The sequence below is a fragment of the Methylobacillus methanolivorans genome, from assembly GCF_054588515.1.
In genome coordinates, this window is the sequence record NZ_BAAILT010000004.1 from 192,005 (window position 1) to 209,398 (window position 17,394).

22 protein-coding genes are annotated in these 17,394 nt (G+C 67.3%); 21 read left to right on the top strand and 1 reads right to left on the bottom strand.

What is annotated here, in order from left to right; all coding sequences use genetic code 11:
• Positions 1 to 7: 7 nt before the first annotated feature.
• The 8 genes from LG202_RS10810 to LG202_RS10845 all read left to right on the top strand — a co-directional run bounded on the left by LG202_RS10810 (position 8) and on the right by LG202_RS10845 (position 6,599).
• A complete protein-coding gene (locus LG202_RS10810) occupies positions 8 to 874 on the top strand; it encodes a ParA family protein (protein WP_003454923.1) in 867 nt (288 codons plus the stop codon).
• Positions 858 to 1,115: a hypothetical protein gene (locus tag LG202_RS10815; protein WP_003454921.1), complete on the top strand. Its 258-nt coding sequence runs from the start codon at positions 858 to 860 to the stop codon at positions 1,113 to 1,115. Before LG202_RS10810 ends, LG202_RS10815 begins: the two co-directional genes overlap by 17 nt.
• Positions 1,108 to 2,769 (top strand): ParB family protein, encoded by a 1,662-nt coding sequence (locus LG202_RS10820; RefSeq protein ID WP_079435581.1) that lies wholly within the window; start codon positions 1,108 to 1,110, stop codon positions 2,767 to 2,769. The genes LG202_RS10815 and LG202_RS10820 overlap by 8 nt, the downstream gene beginning before the upstream one ends.
• 12 nt (positions 2,770 to 2,781) lie before the next feature.
• Complete coding sequence (locus LG202_RS10825) at positions 2,782 to 3,342, top strand: DUF2857 domain-containing protein (protein WP_003454899.1); 561 nt, start codon at positions 2,782 to 2,784, stop codon at positions 3,340 to 3,342.
• A gap of 3 nt (positions 3,343 to 3,345) precedes the next feature.
• On the top strand, positions 3,346 to 4,596 hold the full coding sequence (locus LG202_RS10830) for an STY4528 family pathogenicity island replication protein (RefSeq protein WP_059889447.1): 1,251 nt from the start codon (positions 3,346 to 3,348) through the stop codon (positions 4,594 to 4,596).
• A gap of 229 nt (positions 4,597 to 4,825) precedes the next feature.
• Entirely contained in the window at positions 4,826 to 5,605 is a 780-nt protein-coding gene (locus LG202_RS10835; RefSeq protein WP_003454895.1) for a PFL_4669 family integrating conjugative element protein, read from the top strand.
• A complete protein-coding gene (locus tag LG202_RS10840; protein WP_079435571.1) occupies positions 5,602 to 6,153 on the top strand; it encodes a DUF3158 family protein in 552 nt (183 codons plus the stop codon). Before LG202_RS10835 ends, LG202_RS10840 begins: the two co-directional genes overlap by 4 nt.
• Entirely contained in the window at positions 6,150 to 6,599 is a 450-nt protein-coding gene (locus LG202_RS10845; protein ID WP_006410649.1) for a single-stranded DNA-binding protein, read from the top strand. Before LG202_RS10840 ends, LG202_RS10845 begins: the two co-directional genes overlap by 4 nt.
• Positions 6,600 to 6,650: 51 nt before the next feature.
• Here the strand turns inward: LG202_RS10845 and LG202_RS10850 are convergent, their stop codons facing one another.
• Positions 6,651 to 6,797 carry a hypothetical protein gene (locus LG202_RS10850; RefSeq protein ID WP_230348440.1) on the bottom strand — a complete coding sequence of 49 codons (147 nt, stop codon included), beginning with the start codon at positions 6,795 to 6,797 and terminating at the stop codon, positions 6,651 to 6,653.
• 79 nt (positions 6,798 to 6,876) lie between these two features.
• On the opposite strand from LG202_RS10850, the gene LG202_RS10855 reads away from it, so the two are divergent.
• The 13 genes from LG202_RS10855 (at position 6,877) to LG202_RS10915 (ending at position 17,099) form a co-directional block, all read left to right on the top strand.
• Positions 6,877 to 8,892, top strand: coding sequence for a DNA topoisomerase III (locus tag LG202_RS10855; RefSeq protein WP_004265528.1), 2,016 nt, complete (start codon positions 6,877 to 6,879; stop codon positions 8,890 to 8,892).
• Between the two features lie 730 nt (positions 8,893 to 9,622).
• Entirely contained in the window at positions 9,623 to 9,949 is a 327-nt protein-coding gene (locus LG202_RS10860; RefSeq protein WP_431606019.1) for a hypothetical protein, read from the top strand.
• A 25-nt stretch (positions 9,950 to 9,974) separates the two neighbouring features.
• Entirely contained in the window at positions 9,975 to 10,367 is a 393-nt protein-coding gene (locus LG202_RS10865) for a hypothetical protein (protein ID WP_003454890.1), read from the top strand.
• A gap of 103 nt (positions 10,368 to 10,470) precedes the next feature.
• Positions 10,471 to 10,935: a hypothetical protein gene (locus tag LG202_RS10870; protein ID WP_004265538.1), complete on the top strand. Its 465-nt coding sequence runs from the start codon at positions 10,471 to 10,473 to the stop codon at positions 10,933 to 10,935.
• A gap of 80 nt (positions 10,936 to 11,015) precedes the next feature.
• Positions 11,016 to 11,732 carry a DUF5983 family protein gene (locus LG202_RS10875; RefSeq protein WP_016451644.1) on the top strand — a complete coding sequence of 239 codons (717 nt, stop codon included), beginning with the start codon at positions 11,016 to 11,018 and terminating at the stop codon, positions 11,730 to 11,732.
• A 292-nt stretch (positions 11,733 to 12,024) separates the two neighbouring features.
• Positions 12,025 to 12,822, top strand: coding sequence for a hypothetical protein (locus LG202_RS10880; RefSeq protein WP_003454887.1), 798 nt, complete (start codon positions 12,025 to 12,027; stop codon positions 12,820 to 12,822).
• Positions 12,823 to 12,897: 75 nt separating this feature from the next.
• Entirely contained in the window at positions 12,898 to 13,263 is a 366-nt protein-coding gene (locus LG202_RS10885) for a DUF3085 domain-containing protein (protein WP_003454886.1), read from the top strand.
• Positions 13,264 to 13,406: 143 nt separating this feature from the next.
• The gene (locus LG202_RS10890) at positions 13,407 to 13,751 is read left to right on the top strand and encodes a hypothetical protein (protein ID WP_003454883.1); all 345 of its coding nucleotides are present in this window, start codon (positions 13,407 to 13,409) and stop codon (positions 13,749 to 13,751) included.
• 298 nt (positions 13,752 to 14,049) lie between these two features.
• Positions 14,050 to 14,613 (top strand): STY4534 family ICE replication protein, encoded by a 564-nt coding sequence (locus LG202_RS10895; protein WP_079435568.1) that lies wholly within the window; start codon positions 14,050 to 14,052, stop codon positions 14,611 to 14,613.
• 120 nt (positions 14,614 to 14,733) lie between these two features.
• Positions 14,734 to 15,363 (top strand): DUF3275 family protein, encoded by a 630-nt coding sequence (locus LG202_RS10900; protein ID WP_003454876.1) that lies wholly within the window; start codon positions 14,734 to 14,736, stop codon positions 15,361 to 15,363.
• Between the two features lie 101 nt (positions 15,364 to 15,464).
• Entirely contained in the window at positions 15,465 to 15,857 is a 393-nt protein-coding gene (locus tag LG202_RS10905; protein WP_079435567.1) for a hypothetical protein, read from the top strand.
• A gap of 7 nt (positions 15,858 to 15,864) precedes the next feature.
• Entirely contained in the window at positions 15,865 to 16,134 is a 270-nt protein-coding gene (locus LG202_RS10910) for a hypothetical protein (RefSeq protein ID WP_003454871.1), read from the top strand.
• A gap of 137 nt (positions 16,135 to 16,271) precedes the next feature.
• Entirely contained in the window at positions 16,272 to 17,099 is an 828-nt protein-coding gene (locus LG202_RS10915) for a DUF932 domain-containing protein (RefSeq protein WP_169340760.1), read from the top strand.
• Positions 17,100 to 17,394: the final 295 nt, after the last annotated feature.

Sequence of the window (17,394 nt, forward strand, 5' to 3'; positions counted from 1 at the left end):
GAGGCCCATGCAGGTGGTGTCCATCATTTCGACCAAGGGCGGCGTCGGCAAGACCACGACGGCGGCCAACCTGGGCGGCTTCGCAGCCGACACCGGGCTGCGCGTGCTGCTGCTGGACCTGGACGTGCAGCCCACGCTGTCGAGCTACTTCACGCTGGCCGAGCGCGCGCCGGCCGGCATCTACGAGATGCTGGCCTACAACGAGCAGCGCGCCGAGCAACTGGTGTCGCGCACCGCGATCGAGCGGCTTGACCTGGTGCTCTCGAACGACGACCGCGGCGAGCTGAACACGCTGCTGCTGCACGCGCCCGATGGCAGATTGCGGCTGCGCCACCTGCTGCCCACGCTGGCGCCGCACTACGACCTGCTGCTGATCGACACCCAGGGCGCGCGCAGCGTGCTGCTGGAGATGGCGGTGCTGGCCTCGAACTTGGCGCTTTCGCCGGTGACGCCGGAAATCCTCGCGGCGCGCGAGCTGCGGCGCGGCACGCTGCAACTCATCGAGGACATCGCGCCGTACCGCCACCTCGGCATCGAGCCGCCGCCGCTGCACCTGCTCATCAACCGCGTGCATCCGGTGTCGTCGAATGCGCGGCTGATCCAGCAGGCGCTGCGTCAGGTATTCCAGGAGCAGCCTGGCGTGCGCGTGCTGGACACCGACGTGCCGGCGATTGAAGCCTATCAGCGCGCCGCGACGCGCGGACTGCCGGTGCATCGGGTGGAATACCGCCAGCCGGCGGGCCGCACGGCACCTGCCGCATTGGAGACCATGCGCGCGCTGGCCGGCGAGCTGTTCCCGGCGTGGCAGGAGCGCTTTGCGCTCGTCACCGGCCGAGGCGACGCGGGAGGGGCCGGCCATGGCCAGCGCACATGACCTGGCCCGCGGCCACAAGCGGCTGCGAGGGCTGATCGAGTTCGCCCTGGGAGAAGGTTGGAAGGTGGTGCGCACCCGCGGCGGGCACCTGCTGTTCACGAAGCAAGGCTGCGCGCCGATCTACACCAGCTCGACGGCGAGCGACCACCGCGCCGAGCGCAACGCCCGTGCGCAGCTTCGCCGCGCCGACCGACAGGCGGCCCAGGGTGTTGCAGCATCTCAGGAGAATGGCCGTGGCTGACCTGACGCCGCAGGACATGGCCGCCAATCTGCTGGCCTCGGGCTTCGAGCGCAACGGCCCTTCGGTCGCGGCCCTGAGCGACCCCATCGCCGACACGCCGATGGTGGTGACGCTGGACCAGTTGCGCCCCTACGACCACGACCCGCGCGTGACGCGCAACCCGGCCTACGAGGACATCAAGGCCTCGATCCGCGAACGCGGGCTCGATGCGCCGCCCGCGATCACGCGCCGGCCCGGCGAACCGCACTACATCATCCGCAACGGCGGCAACACGCGCCTGGCGATCCTGCGCGAGCTGTGGAGCGAGACGAAAGACGAACGGTTCTTCCGCATCCCCTGCCTGTTCCGCCCGTGGCCGCAGCGCGGCGAAGTGGTGATGCTGACCGGGCACCTGGCCGAGAACGAGTTGCGCGGCGGGCTCAGCTTCATCGAGCGGGCCTTGGGCGTGGAGAAGGCGCGCGAGTTCTACGAGCAGGAAATGGGGCGGGACAGCGGCCAGCCGCTGTCGCAGAGCGAGCTGGCGCGGCGGCTTACGGCCGATGGCTTCCCGCTGCCGCAGTCGCACATCAGCCGCATGCAGGACGCCGTGCACTACCTGCTCCCGGCGATCCCCACGCTGCTGTACGGCGGGCTCGGCCGGCATCAGGTGGAACGGCTCGCGGTGCTGCGCAAGGCCTGCGAACGCACCTGGGAGCGGCGTGCCCTGAGGCGCAACCTGTCGATGGACTTCGCTACGCTGTTCCAGGACGTGCTGGCGCAGTTCGACACGCAGCCCGACAACTTCTCACCGCAGCGGGTGCAGGACGAGCTGGTCGGCCAGATGGCCGAGCTGCTGGAAGCGGACTACGACACGCTGAGCCTGGAAATCGACGACAGCGAGAGCCGGCAGCGCGCATTGACCAGCGATCCTGCGCCGCTGCAGGCGGCAAGACCTGCGGTGCCGGCCGGGCCACCGCGACCACCGTCACCGCCTTCGCTGCCGCCCGGCCCCTCGGTGCAGTCGTCGGAGCCTGGCCCTGGCCAGGCTGCGCAGGCCGGTTCCACGCCGGCCGCCAGCGACAAGGGCATGCAGCAGGATGACGAACGCCTGCAGGGTCACATCGTGTCCCCGGCCCCGACCACCGAACGCCTGCAATCCATCCAGCGCATGGTGGCCGATCAGATGGGCGACAAGCTGCCCGACTTCGAGGCCGACGCGCTGCGCGCGATCCCTGTGCAGGCGGGCGGGCTATACCCCATCTCGGATGTCTGGTACATCGAGCCCGGCCTGGATGTGCCGGATCGGCTGCGGGTGCACATCGCGCAGTTCGCGCGCGAGATCGCCGAGGAAGCCGACGTGGCCGGGCAGGTCGAACCCAGCGAAGGCGGCATGGGCTTCGTCTGCGTGGCGCCCCCGGCGGTGCGCTCATTGCCTCCGTTCGCGTGTGCGGTGCTGACCTTGCTGCATGCGCTGTGCGCCGCGCCCCGACCCGCCCCCGGCTTCGATGGCGCCCGGCTGGCCGACGACCTAGCGGCCTTGCTGCATGGCGGCGGCGCATATCCGCGCCTGAGCGATGCCGGGCTGGTAAAGCTGTTCCGGCTGCTGCGCATGGCGCGCCGACTGCTGGATCTGGAGACCGGCGCGGCCTCCAGCAACCCCGGCCACGGCGCCTGAGCAGAGGCCATCATGTCGGCACCGCATCCGCTCAACCAGGCCGTCATCGCACAGGCGCTGCACGACCTGCGCAATGGGCAACTGCGGCGCTGCAAGGCGATGGGCTTCGGCGAGGAGGAGCTGGACGCGCTCAAGCACCCCGAACTCGTGAGCATGCTGGTGAACGCCACGGTGTCGTGGTGTTCGGTGTCGGTGAACCGCGATGTGCTGAAGCGGCTGCTGAGCCAAGTGCACGACGTGGAGCGAGAGATCGCGACGGTCGACCGCATGCTGCGCCTGGGCGCCAGCACGGAGATGGTCAGCCGCTTCTACGGGCTTACGCACCAGGAGGTGGCCCTGCGCCGCGACATCCTCGGCCTGCCCAAGCGCAAGGGGCGGCATCCGGTGCTGGACGAGGCGCAGGACACGGCGCTGTGGAAGCAGTGGAAGGCCGGCGTCATGGAGCGCGGCATCGCGCTGGACGATGAGGTGGCGATGCTGACGCTGACCATGGACCTGGCCGAGACCTTGAACCTGCCGATGTCGGTGATCTGGTCGGCGATACGCAACTGGATCGACCAGGGGCTGGTGTAGGCCATGGCGACCGGCGGCGCACCCCGGCGCGATGGCCCCGTGGCGCTGTCGGCACTGTTCGACGACGCGCTGCGGGAACTGGTGCCACGGGCACCACCGACACCGCCAGCCCCGCGCGGCGCTGCTGCTGCATCGCCGGCCGCGCCGGTCAGCGACGGCTTCCTCTACAGCGGCAACCGGCACGAGAGCGTGCCGCGTGCGCTGTTCCTCGACCGGCGCCTGACGCCGCTGGAGCGCAACGCCTGGCAGGTGCTCCGCCTGCAGCTCCAGAGCGACGGCGTGACGGCGTTCCCGACCTACGACCAGCTTCGCCCCTACCTCGCCTCGATGCCCTGCGCGGCGCAGGCCTCGCACGAGACCGTGGCGCGCGCCTTGACGCTGCTGCGGCTGACGCGCTGGCTGAGCCTGGTGCGACGGCGCCGCGACCCGAAGACCGGGCGCATCCTGAGCAACCTCTACATGCTGCACGACGAACCGCTGACACCCTTCGAGGCGATGCAGCTCGACCCCGACTACCTCGGCCTGGTCGGCCAGGCGCTGACCCATGCGGCGAAGGCGGTGCAGATCGTCGGCATGAACACCCTGCGCGAGATCGCCGAAGACCCGATGCTCAACGGCCGCACGCTGCCCACGCGGCTGCAGGTGCTGGCACAGCGCATGGCGCGCAACGAATGGGCGGACGCGAGTTATCCACAAGCGCCTGTGGATCACGAATCCGAAGAAGGCCAGGACGGCCTGCTTCGGAATCTCGAAGGCCCGTCTTCGGAATCCGAAGCAGGGCTGAAATCCGCGCCAGACGGCTCACTTCGGAATCCGAAGGAGGACCGTACTGTACGTATGGATCGTATAAATCAAGTACGTACAGTACCGCGCGCGAAGTCGTTGCAGCACCTGCGCCTGCCCGAGCGCCTGCTGCGCTTGAAGGACGAGCAGCAAAGCGGCGCGATGGTGGCCTTGCAGCAGGTGGACGAGTCGCTGCGGCAGGCGGTGTTGGACGAATGGGATGCGCGCTGCCGCAACAGCGCGGTACGCAACCCGGCCGGCTATCTGTTCGGCATCATCCAGAAGGCGATCCGCGGCGAGTTCAAGGCCTGGGCCGGCGAAGGCGGTTCGCCATCGACGCCGCCTGCGCCGCCGCCACGGCCAGCCGCACCGGCACCGTCTGCACCGCCACCGCCCGCGCCGAACGGCCCTGGCCGCGAGGCAGCGCGGGCCTACCTGGCGAAACTGCGTTCAACCCTGGGCGATTCCTGAGCAGCTATCCCCAGGGGATAGCTGGGACACGAAGCCTTCCAGGCATCGGCTTCGGTTCTGTCATGCGTCGCACGGTCGCAGCCCGGCGCGGACCTATCCCCTGGGGATAGACGGAACACGCGACCTTCCGGGGCGACAACCGGGAGCGCACCCGCTGCGGTTTGTTGACTGACGCCCTTCCGGGCGATGCCGATGCTGGCGGCTCGTTCCCGTACCGCGAGTCGTCACCATGGCCAATGAATCCCAGCCGCCCCTGCAGTTGAATCTCGGATCGCTGCGCAGCGCGATGTCGCTGACGCTGCACACCCACCACGCTTCACGCATCTGGCATGGCCGAGCGCCTGCCGAGGGCCGGCCCGGGATCATCGGCCTGAACGGCTACATCAGCGTGATGAACAAGATGAAGCGCGGCGCCGAGCAGGACGATCCCTACTCGGATTTCTGGATGCTGCGCATCGAGGACAAGCTGACGCAGACCAAGGACAGCTTGCAGGCGCTGCGTGAGCAGGTGGACCAGGCGCTGGCCGACGTGCCGCCCGCGCTGTCGCTGGGCGAGAACATGAACGTGCAGCCCGTGAAGCTGCCGCTGTTCGTCAATGCGCAGCTCGGCTTCATGGCGGTGTACCTGCTGGCCGACTACGACGACCTGGCCCGCAAGCTGATCCTCGCCCACCACACCGCGCTGATCGACCGCAGCACGCTGGAACGCTGGCTCAACGACGGCGCGCATGCGCTGCGCAGCCTGTTCTCGCTGGCACAGCAGTACCGCTACTCCGGCGCGACGCGCGACGACTTCGCCTCGAAGAACGCGGTGGCGCGGGCGGCGCTGGAGAAGTTCGGCGAGTTGCCGCAGGACGTGCTCGAAGGCACGCGCCGCTCGCGCTTTGCGCCACCGATCGCACGGCGGTCGGGCAAGCCTGGTACAGCCGCGGATGCCGCACCCAGCGCTGGCGCAGCCGACGTGGCGGACGACGACCACGACCATGACGGCGAAGGCACGAAGGCATGACTGCATCGTCTTCCACCGGCCAACCGGCGCGCTTCCTGCCGCTGGAACAGGCGGACTTCCAGCGCCTGAAACACGGCTCCTACCTAAAAGGCCTTTTACAGCCTTTTAAAGGTAAGGGGAGTCTGGAGGCCTGGGCCAACCAGTGCACGGCGCTGCGCGACGACTTAATCGGGCTGGCGCAGCGGCGCGTGCTGCAACAGGCGCGGGCCTACCCCTTCTCGCTGCTCGACGTGCAACTGGCCCAGCAGACCACTGGCGCAGGCACGACCTTCCTGCGCTGGCGCAACCACGACCGTTCTTCCATGGGCGTGGCGCTGTGGGAATCGCTGCTCGACCGCCCGGCGACGCCGGCCTCGCTGATCGACGACCTGTACGCGATGGAGCTGCAGCGCATCGCTTTGAACATGCAGATCAGCCTCCTTCACACGCTGGGCCGCCAGGCCCAGGAGTGCGCCAGCAAGGCCGCGCAGGCCGAAGCGGCTTACCTGCGACGTGTCCACGGGCATGCCGCGTCGGTTCCATCCACCACCCCCAAGGAGTCTCCATGAGCACGCACTTCGTCGGCGAGGGCAACATCGGTTCCGCGCCGGACTATCGCGAATTCCCTAACGGCAACGACGAGCCGCGCCGGCTGCTGCGCCTGAACGTCTACTTCGACAACCCGATCCCAAAGAAGGACGGTGAATTCGAGGACCGCGGCGGCTTCTGGGCGCCGGTGGAGCTGTGGCACCGCGACGCCGACCACTGGAAAGACCTGTACCAGAAGGGCATGCGCGTGCTGGTAGAAGGCCGCACGGTGAAGGACGAGTGGGAGGACGCCGACGACAACGAGCGCACGACCTTCAAGATCGAGGCCCGCCGCATCGGCATTCTGCCGTACCGCATCCAGGCCGTGACCCTCAGCGCCAGGACGCTGGAACCCGAGGCCGCAGTACCGCCGCCGAAGGAGACCAAGGGGACGAAGGCGCCGAAGGAAACCAAGGCCAAGGGCTGATTCCCCGCAGGGGGCGGCTGTAGCAACCGTCAGACGCCCGCCATGCACCAGCTATCCCCAGGGGATAGCTCCAGGGTGTTCCACCGGGTTCCAGCCGCCCTCCCGAAACGACGCTCCCGCTGCGCCAGCCGTTGCGGCTTCGCGCATGCCGCTGCGGCAACGCATCGCCTGCCGATCACAAAGCGGTGTCTGCGCCAATCGGCTTCCTTGCTGCCGTCATCCGCTGGCCCGGCCAAGCTGGGGCCATCCGATGACCGCACACTTCCAAGGAGGCTTCATGCGCGTGTTCCTGTGCGAGAAGCCGTCCCAGGGCAAGGACATCGCCCGTGTGCTGGGCGCCGGCCAACGCGGCAACGGCTGCTACAGCGGTGCGGGTGTCGTCGTGACCTGGTGCATCGGTCATCTGGTCGAAGCGGTTCCGCCCGAAGGCTACGGCGAGCAGTACAAGCGCTGGGGCATCGAGCAACTGCCTATTCTTCCCGAGCGTTGGCGTGTCGAGCCCAAGGCGGCGACCGCGGCGCAGTTCAAGGTCGTGCAGCAGCTCGTCGCCAAGGCGGGCGAACTGGTGATCGCGACCGACGCCGACCGCGAGGGCGAGATGATTGCCCGCGAGATCATCGAGCTGTGCGGCTACCGCGGCCCGATCCAGCGCCTGTGGCTGTCGGCGCTCAACGATGCGTCGATCCGCAAGGCCCTGGGCACGCTCAAGCCGTCCGCCGAGACGCTGCCGCTTTACTTCTCCGCGCTCGCCCGATCGCGTGCCGACTGGCTGATCGGGATGAACCTGAGCCGCCTGTTCACGTTGCTCGGGCGCCAGGCCGGCTACACCGGCGTGCTGTCGGTCGGGCGCGTGCAGACACCGACGCTCAAGCTGGTGGTGGACCGTGACCGCGAGATCGCGCGTTTCGTTTCGGTGCCGTTCTGGGCCATCGAGGTTGCACTCTCACATGCGGGCCAGTCCTTCGTCGCAAGCTGGACGCCGCCGCAGGGCAGCACCGACGACGCCGGCCGCTGCCTGCAACAGCCGGTGGCGCAGCAGGCTGCCGAGCGCCTGCGCGCGGCCGGTGCCGCCCAGGTGCTGTCGGTGGAAACAGAGCGCGTGCGCGAAGGGCCGCCGCTGCCGTTCGACCTCGGCACGCTGCAGGAGGTGTGCTCGAAGCAGTTGGGTCTGGACGTGCAGGAGACGCTGGACATTGCCCAGGCGCTGTACGAGACGCACAAGGCGACCACCTATCCGCGCTCGGACTCAGGCTACCTGCCCGAGAGCATGTTGGCCGAGGTGCCCACCGTACTCGACAGCCTGCTCAAGACCGACCCCGGCCTGCGCCCGCTGATCGACCGCCTGGATCGCCAGCAGCGTTCGCGGGCCTGGAACGACGGCAAGGTCACGGCGCACCACGGCATCATTCCCACGCTGGAACCGGCGAACCTCTCGGCGATGAGCGACAAGGAGCTGGCCGTCTACAGGCTGATCCGCGCCCACTACCTCGCGCAGTTCCTGCCGCACCACGAATTCGACCGGACGGTGGCGCAGCTTACGTGCGGCGGGCAGTCGCTGGTCGCGGTCGGTAAGCAGATCGCGGTGGCCGGATGGCGCCAGGTACTGGCGGCGCCGGAGCCCGACGACGCGGACGGCGAGGAAGCGCAGCGCGGCCAGGTGCTGCCGGCGCTGCGTGCTGGAGCTTCCTGCCAGGTCGGCCAGGTCGATCTGAAGGCGTTGAAGACGCTGCCGCCCAAGCCCTACACGCAGGGCGAGCTGGTCAAAGCCATGAAGGGCGTCGCCAAGCTCGTGACCGACCCACGCCTGAAGCAGAAGCTCAAGGACACCACGGGCATCGGCACCGAGGCCACGCGCGCCAACGTCATCAGCGCCTTACTGGCACGCGGCTATCTTGTGAAGAAGGGCCGTGCCATCCGCGCATCGGATGCGGCTTTCACGCTGATCGACGCGGTGCCGGCGGCCATCGCCGATCCGGGCACGACGGCGGTGTGGGAGCAGGCGCTGGACATGATCGAGGCCGGCCAGATGACGCTGGACACCTTCATCGCCAAGCAATCGGCCTGGGTCGCCCAGCTCGTGCAGCAGTACCGCGGCGCAACGCTCCCCCTCAAGCTGCCGCCCGCGCCGAGCTGCCCGCAGTGCGGCGCCCCGATGCGCCAGCGCACTGGCAAGAACGGCGCGTTCTGGTCGTGCAGCCGCTACCCGGACTGCAAGGGCACGGAGCCGGTCGAAACCGCGACAGGCAAGCCCGCAGCGCCAAGCCCGCGGCGTCGGTCTCCGAAGGCGAGCTGACGCCCACGTTTCCCTCTGCCACGCCGGCTGCTGCCGACGGCGGGGCAAACCTCCCGCACCCCGCGGGACTCCCCAGCGCGCGTTCCCTTCTGCAACGGTGTGCGCGTCCTGCAGGCCCATCACGGCCTGCTGGGCGAGAAGGTCATTTCTCCCCGGATCGCGTTCGCCGCGGTTCCCCTGATCGAGGTGCTTCCGCCGATACGCGAGCGGTCTCCTGACGCCTTGGTGTGCAAAACTGCGAGGCGCCAGGAGACCGCTTGCGGTCGACGGTATTCGGTGCCGGTGCCCGCCGGCGGAACAACGGGCTCCCTTTGTGTGTGGATGCACGCCAGAGGATTCCGGCCCCCAGCCACGAAACGGGCCGGGTGAGATTGCTGACGCAGCGAATGGCTTTGACGATGGCCTGGCCTGCTTGCAGCCCACAGGTGGATTGATTTCTCTCCAGCCGAAGCCTTGCGAGGCTTCGGCGCCTTTGTCGTGGGCGAACGGAATCGTGCATCGCTGCTCTTGCCAGCGCTCGGCCCAAACTGGACGGCGTTCGGTTCCGTTTGATCAGCGACGGAGTGCCGCCGCGCTTTCATTCTTCCCGCATGTGTCGCTGACGGTCGTCAGCACCATGCCCTGGCAGCCCCGGTCCTCAAGGCTGCAACGCGGTTCGCCGCGTTGACCGATCCAGTCCGCTTCGCACCGACCACCGCGGACGCGCGTCGCCACGACGCGGGTGCTTTTCATGTTCAACCCTTCGGGAGGTATCCGCTCCCGTCAGGGCGTGGTGCTCCCGGTCTTCAACCAACAGGAGAAAACCATGTCCCTTGCGCTCGCATCGGCACCTTTGAGTGCTGAACAGGCCCGAGCCGAATCCATCGGCTACCAGGCCCTGGCCTGCGTCGGCAAGCGCCTGCCCCTGCAAGTGCTGTGCAGCGCAGCCGGCCACTACATCGGCACCGCCGATGCGGACGGCCCGGTCTCGCGGGAGTCGGTCAGCTACTTCCGCTCGCACCACGCCGCCGAGCACGCCCTGCAAACGGGCCGCTGGCAGCAGCGCCTCCACCCGTGATGTCCAACCACCAGGAGCCCATGTCATGAACCGTGCCCTGCCTCAAGAGGTACTTGATCAGATCGAGCTGGAACACCAGCACTTCGCCGCCGCGCCCCAAGCCTTCTTCGAGGCGTGGAAACGCGGCGTCGACATCGCCGGAGCCGAATGGTTCGGCGACGGCACCCGCGAAGGCCTGCAGCGTGCCACCACCAAGTGGGATCTGCGGCCGAAGCTGCTGATGCTCAACGATGCCCTCGGCGTCCTGAGCAGCGGCCAGCGGATGTTCCTGTCCGCGATGGTGAGCTTCTACAACGCCCGCGAGGGCGGTGCGATGCTCAAGCGTTGCGGCTTCGAGGGTCTGTCCGACCTGGGCGGCCTCGACCTGGAACGGCGCAAGGTCGTCGCCGACCTGACGCTGAACTACAACGGCTGGTGAGCCGCGCTGCGGCCTGCCGACGTTCTTCTTTTCTTCCCACCCCACGAGGGACATGCGTCCCTGCATGGGGCCATGTCCCTCCTTTTCTTGAAAGGAGTGATTCATGTCCCCTGACTTTTCCATCGGTCTGCTCGTGACCGACGACGACATCGATGCGGTCATCCTTGAAGGCTGGCCGGCCGACGTGCGCAAGCCGCGCATCGTGGTGTTCGACTACGCCGGCAATGATGTGCCCGACGAGTATGTGCTGCATGTCAGCAGCGGAACCCCGAATACCGGATTGACCGGGCGCGAGGTGTTCCCGGTCGAGTACGGACCCGACTGCCGCTACCCATCGCCCGCTGAAGTCCTTTCGGTGCTCGATGCACCTAAGCCGGCCGGAAAACCTTCCGCGCTGAGCATCGCCCGCAACGTGCACCAGAGCATCCTCAACCTGGATGCGCGGCTGGATCGCCTGGAGCAGGCGCCGACCGGCGACGACTACAACCGCCTGTACCAGCTTGCGAATGGCGGCCTGCTCGACCTGTTGAAGGCGCTGGGCGACCCGTCCTCTACCGCTGCCGGCTGACCGGCTGCCACTTCATCCACCCGCTGGGGTTCAATCCCCAGCAGGGGATTGCCTCGGCCATCCCCTGCTGGAGAAATCCCATGTCCTACTCGAACAACAATCCCTTTGTCCGCGGCTACGACGGCCTGTCCGTCCAGCGGCTGCTCGCCATCTCCTACGACGACGACTGCCCGCTGACCTACCTGCCGCTGCATCCTTCGCAGTCGAATCTGCCGGACAGCCAGGTCGAACGGCGGGCCTGCATCTTCTCGGACGACTTCGTGCTGATCACCGAGGACCAGGTGGTCCCCAACGAGTTGCAGGCGCAATGCCGCAGCCACGGGCTCGCCCGCAACGTGGTCTATGCCGTGATGGCCGAGGAAGACGGCAAGCCACTGCACGTGGGCGACACTTACTCCGAAGAAGCGGCGCGGGAAGTCGTGCGGCGCCTGCGCTATGAAACCGGCTACTACAGCCGGTGCTGGGAAATCAGCAGCGCGCACCTCGACGCCGACGCACACCGCTTCCTCGCCGAACTGGCGGACATCGCCACGCCGACGCTGTTCCTGTTCGTCGCCTTCCGCATCCCGTACGGCCCGGCCATCGGGTTGAAGCTGATCGCCACGCCCTGGACCGACGAGAACCTGCGCGCGGTCGAAGGCATCACGGCCAAGCGGCTGATGCAGGAGCATCGCAAGAAGGGCATGCCGGAATCCCTCATGCACGTGCTGCACCTGGCCGCGCTCGCCGACGTGCGCATGCTGGTCTTCGATGCCGATGCGCAGGTGCTGGACGGCCTGCCGATCTACGACGACTGACACCACCTTTCGAGCCCCCACGCGGGGCTCGTGTTCTTTCTGGACGAAGCCGGTGGACGCGCAGTGCCGATTCCCCCGCGTCGCTGGCCCACGCCTGACGCACGCTGCTCGCATGTTCGCTGGCGTTGCCGGCAAGCATGCCCAGGCAGTCGAGACCTTCGAGGCTGCGGCACGGTTCGCCGTGCTGGTTGCTATTCCTTCTCCGGGCGCATGTCGCGTCCATCCACCTCACCCCCAAGGGACACACCTCCCTTGCGGGCGGAAGTCCCTTGGTTGCCACAAGGAGTCTTCCATGGATACCCAAGCCATCCGCGCACAGATGCCGACGCTGGTTCGCGGCCACGTGCCTTCCAACGTCCGCAGCTTCAAGTTCAACATCTTCGACGGCCAGCCCAAGGTTTCGACGCTGGGCTTCCACGTTGATCCCAAGCCCTTCGAGGGCAAGGTCATCGCCACCACCGACGAGGCCATCGTCGTCAAGACGGGGCGGGCCGAGTTCGCGGTGCTCGACAAGGCCCTCGTCACCGACGTGCCCGACGAAGGCGCCAAGGTGCAGGTCGAACCGTATGCGCGGCGCCGCTTCGACGGCTTGCGCGCGGATACGCCCGAGGAGAGCACTGAGTTCACCGCCGACGGCCAGCCGTACACGGTGAAGCGGCTCATCCTGGGTTCCGCGCCGGCCAAGCTGCCGATCCCCGAGCCGCAGTGCCCCGAGCTGCAGGAGCTGATCCACCAACTGGAGCAGTTGCCCGCGCCCGATGGATTCCGCCGCATCACGCACCTGCTGGTGGATGCCGGCGCGCGGGACTTCACGGTGGTCGATCCGAGCCCCAGCAACATCATCGCCACGCCGCCGGCCATCGGCTTCACCGTCGCTTCGGCGAAGTTCCAGGGGCGCGTCACCGTGCTCTACGAACGCGGCCTCGACACCTACGCGGTGGAGCTGCATCGCGAAGGCGAGCTGGTCGAGCGGGTCGATGAAGTGTTCTTCGACACCTTGGGCCAGGTGCTGGAGCGGCTGATCGACGACGGGAGCTGGCGCCTCATCCGCGTACAGCGCCTGTCCGGTCGCAAGCCCGTCCAGCACTGATCCCCTCACGTCCCCAAGCGGCTTCCCGTCCTCGCGGCGGGAAACCTTCTTCCTTCACCGTTGGAGACCACTTCCATGACTGTTCGATTCAAAGGCACCGAGCTTCGGCCCGTGCTTGCCGAGGCGGCGGCCAACCAGTGCCGCGTCATCCTGGTCAAGGACCAGGGCGTGTATTTCATGGCCGAGCACGGCGAGAGCCGGCCCGATGGGCGGCGCAAGACCATCGCCTACGCCGTGGGCTGCAACCCCGATGTCGATGCGTTCGACGACTGGTGGGAACTGGCGCGCGCCGAATTCGGCGGCGACGACTTCGGCGAGTTCTTCGCCCTGCAGGAACGGGTCCTCACCCGTATCCTGCACAGCGAGGACGACCTCGAAGTGTCGGCCACGGTCACGCACCTGTCGATGCAGGCGGTATCCGCTGCACCGGCCGGCCACTGACCGTACTGCTTCCCAGCCCCCTTCACGGGGGCTTCTCTTTATCTCGTGCCGCGGCCCATGGCCGCATCGCACGCGCTCGTCTCCAGTCCGGCTCGGGCCGCTCACGCCGGCATCTGCCGGTGCCACCGCCTGGTGACGCCTGCATGCGAGACCCGTTCAAGATCGAGCAACCGACCTGCATCAGCTTCAGCGGCGGCCGCACCAGCGCGTACATGCTCTGGCGCGTGCTGCAAGCCAACGGCGGCCTGCCCGCAGATGCCGTCGTCTGCTTCGCCAACACCGGAAAAGAAGTGGAAGCCACCTTGCGCTTCGTGCGCGACTGCGCCGAGCACTGGCAAGTGCCGATCCACTGGCTGGAGTACCGGCCCATCGAACCGGGCTTCGTGGTGGTGGACTTCGATACCGCCAGCCGCGCGGGCGAGCCCTTCGAGATGCTGGTCCGCAAGCGGCAGTACCTGCCCAACCCGGTGGCGAGAGGGTGCCACTAATGCGGACAGCCGCCGGTGCCGATTGCCGCTCGCGCGGGCGCGCGCCTGGCGCCACGCTGCCGCCATGTTCCGCTGACGCCCGTCAGCAGCATGCCCAGGCAGTCTCGATCTTCAAGACTGCGACGCGGTTCCGACCGCGTTGATCAACCAGTTCGCTCCGGCATCCCAGCGCGAACAGCCATCGGTTCTCCCGATGGTGATGCCACCCAAGCTGTTCCTTCAACCCACGCGGGGGTTCCACACCTTCCCCGCCTTGGGTCGGGTGTGTCTCCGCCTCATTGTTCTCAGGAGATTCACCATGACCACTTCCACCGACAAGTCCTACTTCGACCTGCACATCACCGGACTCGGGTATCTCAATCGCATCCGCGAAGTGAAGCCCAAGAAAGGCGATGCGTTCCTGGCCTGCGACATCGCGGCGCTCAACGGCCCCAGCGATGACGTGGCCTACGTGCGTTTCGACACGCGCGTCTCGGGCTCCGAAGCGCAGCACCTCGTGCGCCGCTGCATCCAAGCGGTCGATGCCGAGAAGAAAGTGATGATCGGCTTCCGTCTGGGCGACCTGTGGGCCGACACCTTCACCTACTCCAAGGGCAAGCGTGCCGGCGAGCAGGGGGTGAGCTTCAAGGCCCGCCTGCTGTTCGTCGGTTGGATCAAGGTCGACGGCAAGCTCGTCTACAAGGCCGAGCCCAAGCCGACCGATGCCGACCAGCGCGACGAACGCGACGTGCGTAACACGGATGTCCCCGCGACGTTCGCTGAGCCGCAAGCCGCTGCGTTCGAGCCCGCCAGGCCCGCCGCCGAAGCTGCCGACGAAGCCACTGCCGATGCGCCTGCATTGGAAGTTGCCGAGTCGTTCTGATCCGCAAGGCCCCGACTCTGAATTGAGTCCGGGGCCTTGTCTTCTCCCACTCGCGTGCGCATGCGACCGTCGCCATGACGGCCGTGTGCGTGATCGCAGCTTCGTCCGCAGGAGTTCTTCATGATCACCATTCCCGGCCAATTGGCCATCAAGACCATCCACGGCCGTAACGGCGACTTCAACGTCGGGCGCCTTGCGACCTCCATCGGCGAGTTCGTCGTGAAGAACGCCGAACTCGACCAGTACGCCGAAGGCAAGTACGAGGGCGATTTCGCCATCGCGGAGATTCGCCCGTCCACGTACACCGCCAACGGCCGCATGGTCATTGAGATCCGCGCCCTCCTGGGTGGGATGACTTTGTCCAACATCGACGCCCTGAGCCGTGACGACGCCCGCCGGCTGAGTCCGCAGGAAGTCGATCCGATCGACGAGGAAGCGCAGACCGCCACGCCGACGCCGACGACCGCCCCCAAGGCGGCCGGCCGGAAGAAGGCGCGCAGCTCGCGCGACCCGCTGGTCGATACCACGCCGTTCGGCAGCGAGCCGGCTGCTGCGTCTGCCGAGGCTACGGCCCATGCGGACGACGACGGCGACGCGGCGCTGTTCGGCACACTCTGGCCGCTGGGCGATGTCGTCAAGCTCGATGCCACCGTGGATCGGCGCGTGCTGCGTCAGCAGCGCGACCGCCTCGGCGACCTGGGCTACGAGTTCGCTCCGCTGTCCCAGGACTGGCACCTCACCAGGGTCTGATCCCATCGCCATTTCACGCCGCATGCCTGCGGCTTTCCACCACCCGCCGGGGCTCCTTCCCCGGCGGGAGGACTCCGGCCCTTTCTCACAGGAGTCATTCCATGGGCTGGACATTCGTTCGATTGACGCGCGATCAGTTGATCCGCGAGCTGACCGCAACCGAGGAAACCGAGCGGTCGCGCAGTGAGGTCATCGACCACACGCTGGTCGGCAACGTGCTGTGGACGGTGGCGCGCGTCACCGCCAAGCAGGCCGGCGTCCTGGGTCTCGCACCCGGCGAGTCGGCCACCTTGATCGGCTGCCATCTGCTGGAAAGCGAGGGCCGCGAATGGGGCTACAAGTTCCTGGTCGAGGCCGAGCACCCGTACTGCTACTCGTGCCCGCTGCGCTATCTCGACATGGCGCCGCAGCGCTGCGCCACCTGGCGCGCAAGGGTGCATGCCTTCCACCAGCAGCCGACGCGCAAAGCGGCCGGCGATGCAGCCACCGACTGAGGCGAACATGGACACCCTCATGTCGTCCTTGCCGCCCGAGCTGCTTCGCTTCGTCGAAGACCAGTTGGCCAACAACGAGGTTTCCGACGACGACGAACTGCGCGAGCACTTCATCGCCAACGGCCTGAGCGAAGAACAGGCGTGGCAGGCACTGACCTACCGCGCGCTGTACCTGCGACACGTCTTTCTCGACGGCTTCACGCCGATCCTCAAAGGCCAGGAAGCGCTTTGCTTCAACCCGCACAGCCGCGGCTGGGAGCCGGTTCCGAACCCATAGGCCGGCCTTCACGCGGCGCACTTCTTCATCCCTTTCATCAGGCCCTGTTCAGCAGGGCTTTTCTTCGTCCTACGCAATCGCACGCATCCGGCCTCGGCCGCTGGATGCCGATTGCTCCATTCCGCAAGGAGATCATCATGCAACTCGCATCTCGCTTCGCCCCTCGTTCCCCGGTGCTGCGCGCCGACCATCCGTTGTCGGACGATCAGATTCGCACCGTGGCCCCATCCATCTTCGCGGACACCCCGCACGAAAGCCGCTCCGAACGGTACAGTTACATCCCCACGGCGGCTGTGCTGACCGAACTGCGCAGAGAAGGTTTCCAGCCGTTCATGGTGTGCCAGACCCGCGTGCGACACGAGGATCGCCGCGACTACACCAAGCACATGCTGCGCCTTCGCCACGCCAGCCAGATCAACGGCGCCGAGGCGAACGAGATCATCCTGCTCAACTCGCACGACGGCACCAGCAGCTACCAGATGCTCGCGGGCATGTTCAGATTCGTCTGCCACAACGGCCTGGTGTGCGGCGACACCTTCGCCGACGTGCGCGTGCCCCACAAGGGCAACGTCACCGATCACGTGATCGAAGGCGCCTACGAGGTGCTGCACGGCTTCGAGCGCGTGCAGGACTCGCGCGACGCCATGCGCGTCATCACCCTCGACGACGGCGAGGCCGAAGTCTTCGCCAGGTCGGCGCTGACCTTGAAGTACGACGAGTCGGGCAAGGCCTTGCCCATCACGGAGACGCAGATCCTGCGGCCTCGTCGTTTCGACGACAACCGTGCCGATCTTTGGTCGGTCTTCAACCGGGTTCAGGAGAACCTGGTCAAGGGCGGCCTGACTGGCCGTGCCGCCAACGGGCGCCAGCAGCGCACGCGACCCGTTCAGAGCATCGACCAGAACGTCCGGCTCAACCGGGCGCTTTGGCTGCTCGCGGATGGCCTGCGTCAGCTCAAAGCCTGACCCACAAGCGGATCGTGCCTCGCGGCATGGTCCGCTTTTTCTTTGGCGGCGCTGTGCTGCCAGCGCACCACGTTCAGTTTGGTTCGGTGTAACCCTAATGCGGCAATTCGCTGCCGCCGCGAAAATTGCGGTTCGACTGCATACCTCCCTGGCTTTTCCTCCCTGAGCCAAGCAGTCATCTTTGCCGCCTCGGTGTTCCCGGGGCGGTTTTCTTTTATGGCCGTCCTTCCAGGCCGCGGGCGATGCGCCAGCGCAAACAGGGTTGGACGCTGGGTCGGTTTTCCGCTCCCGCTGT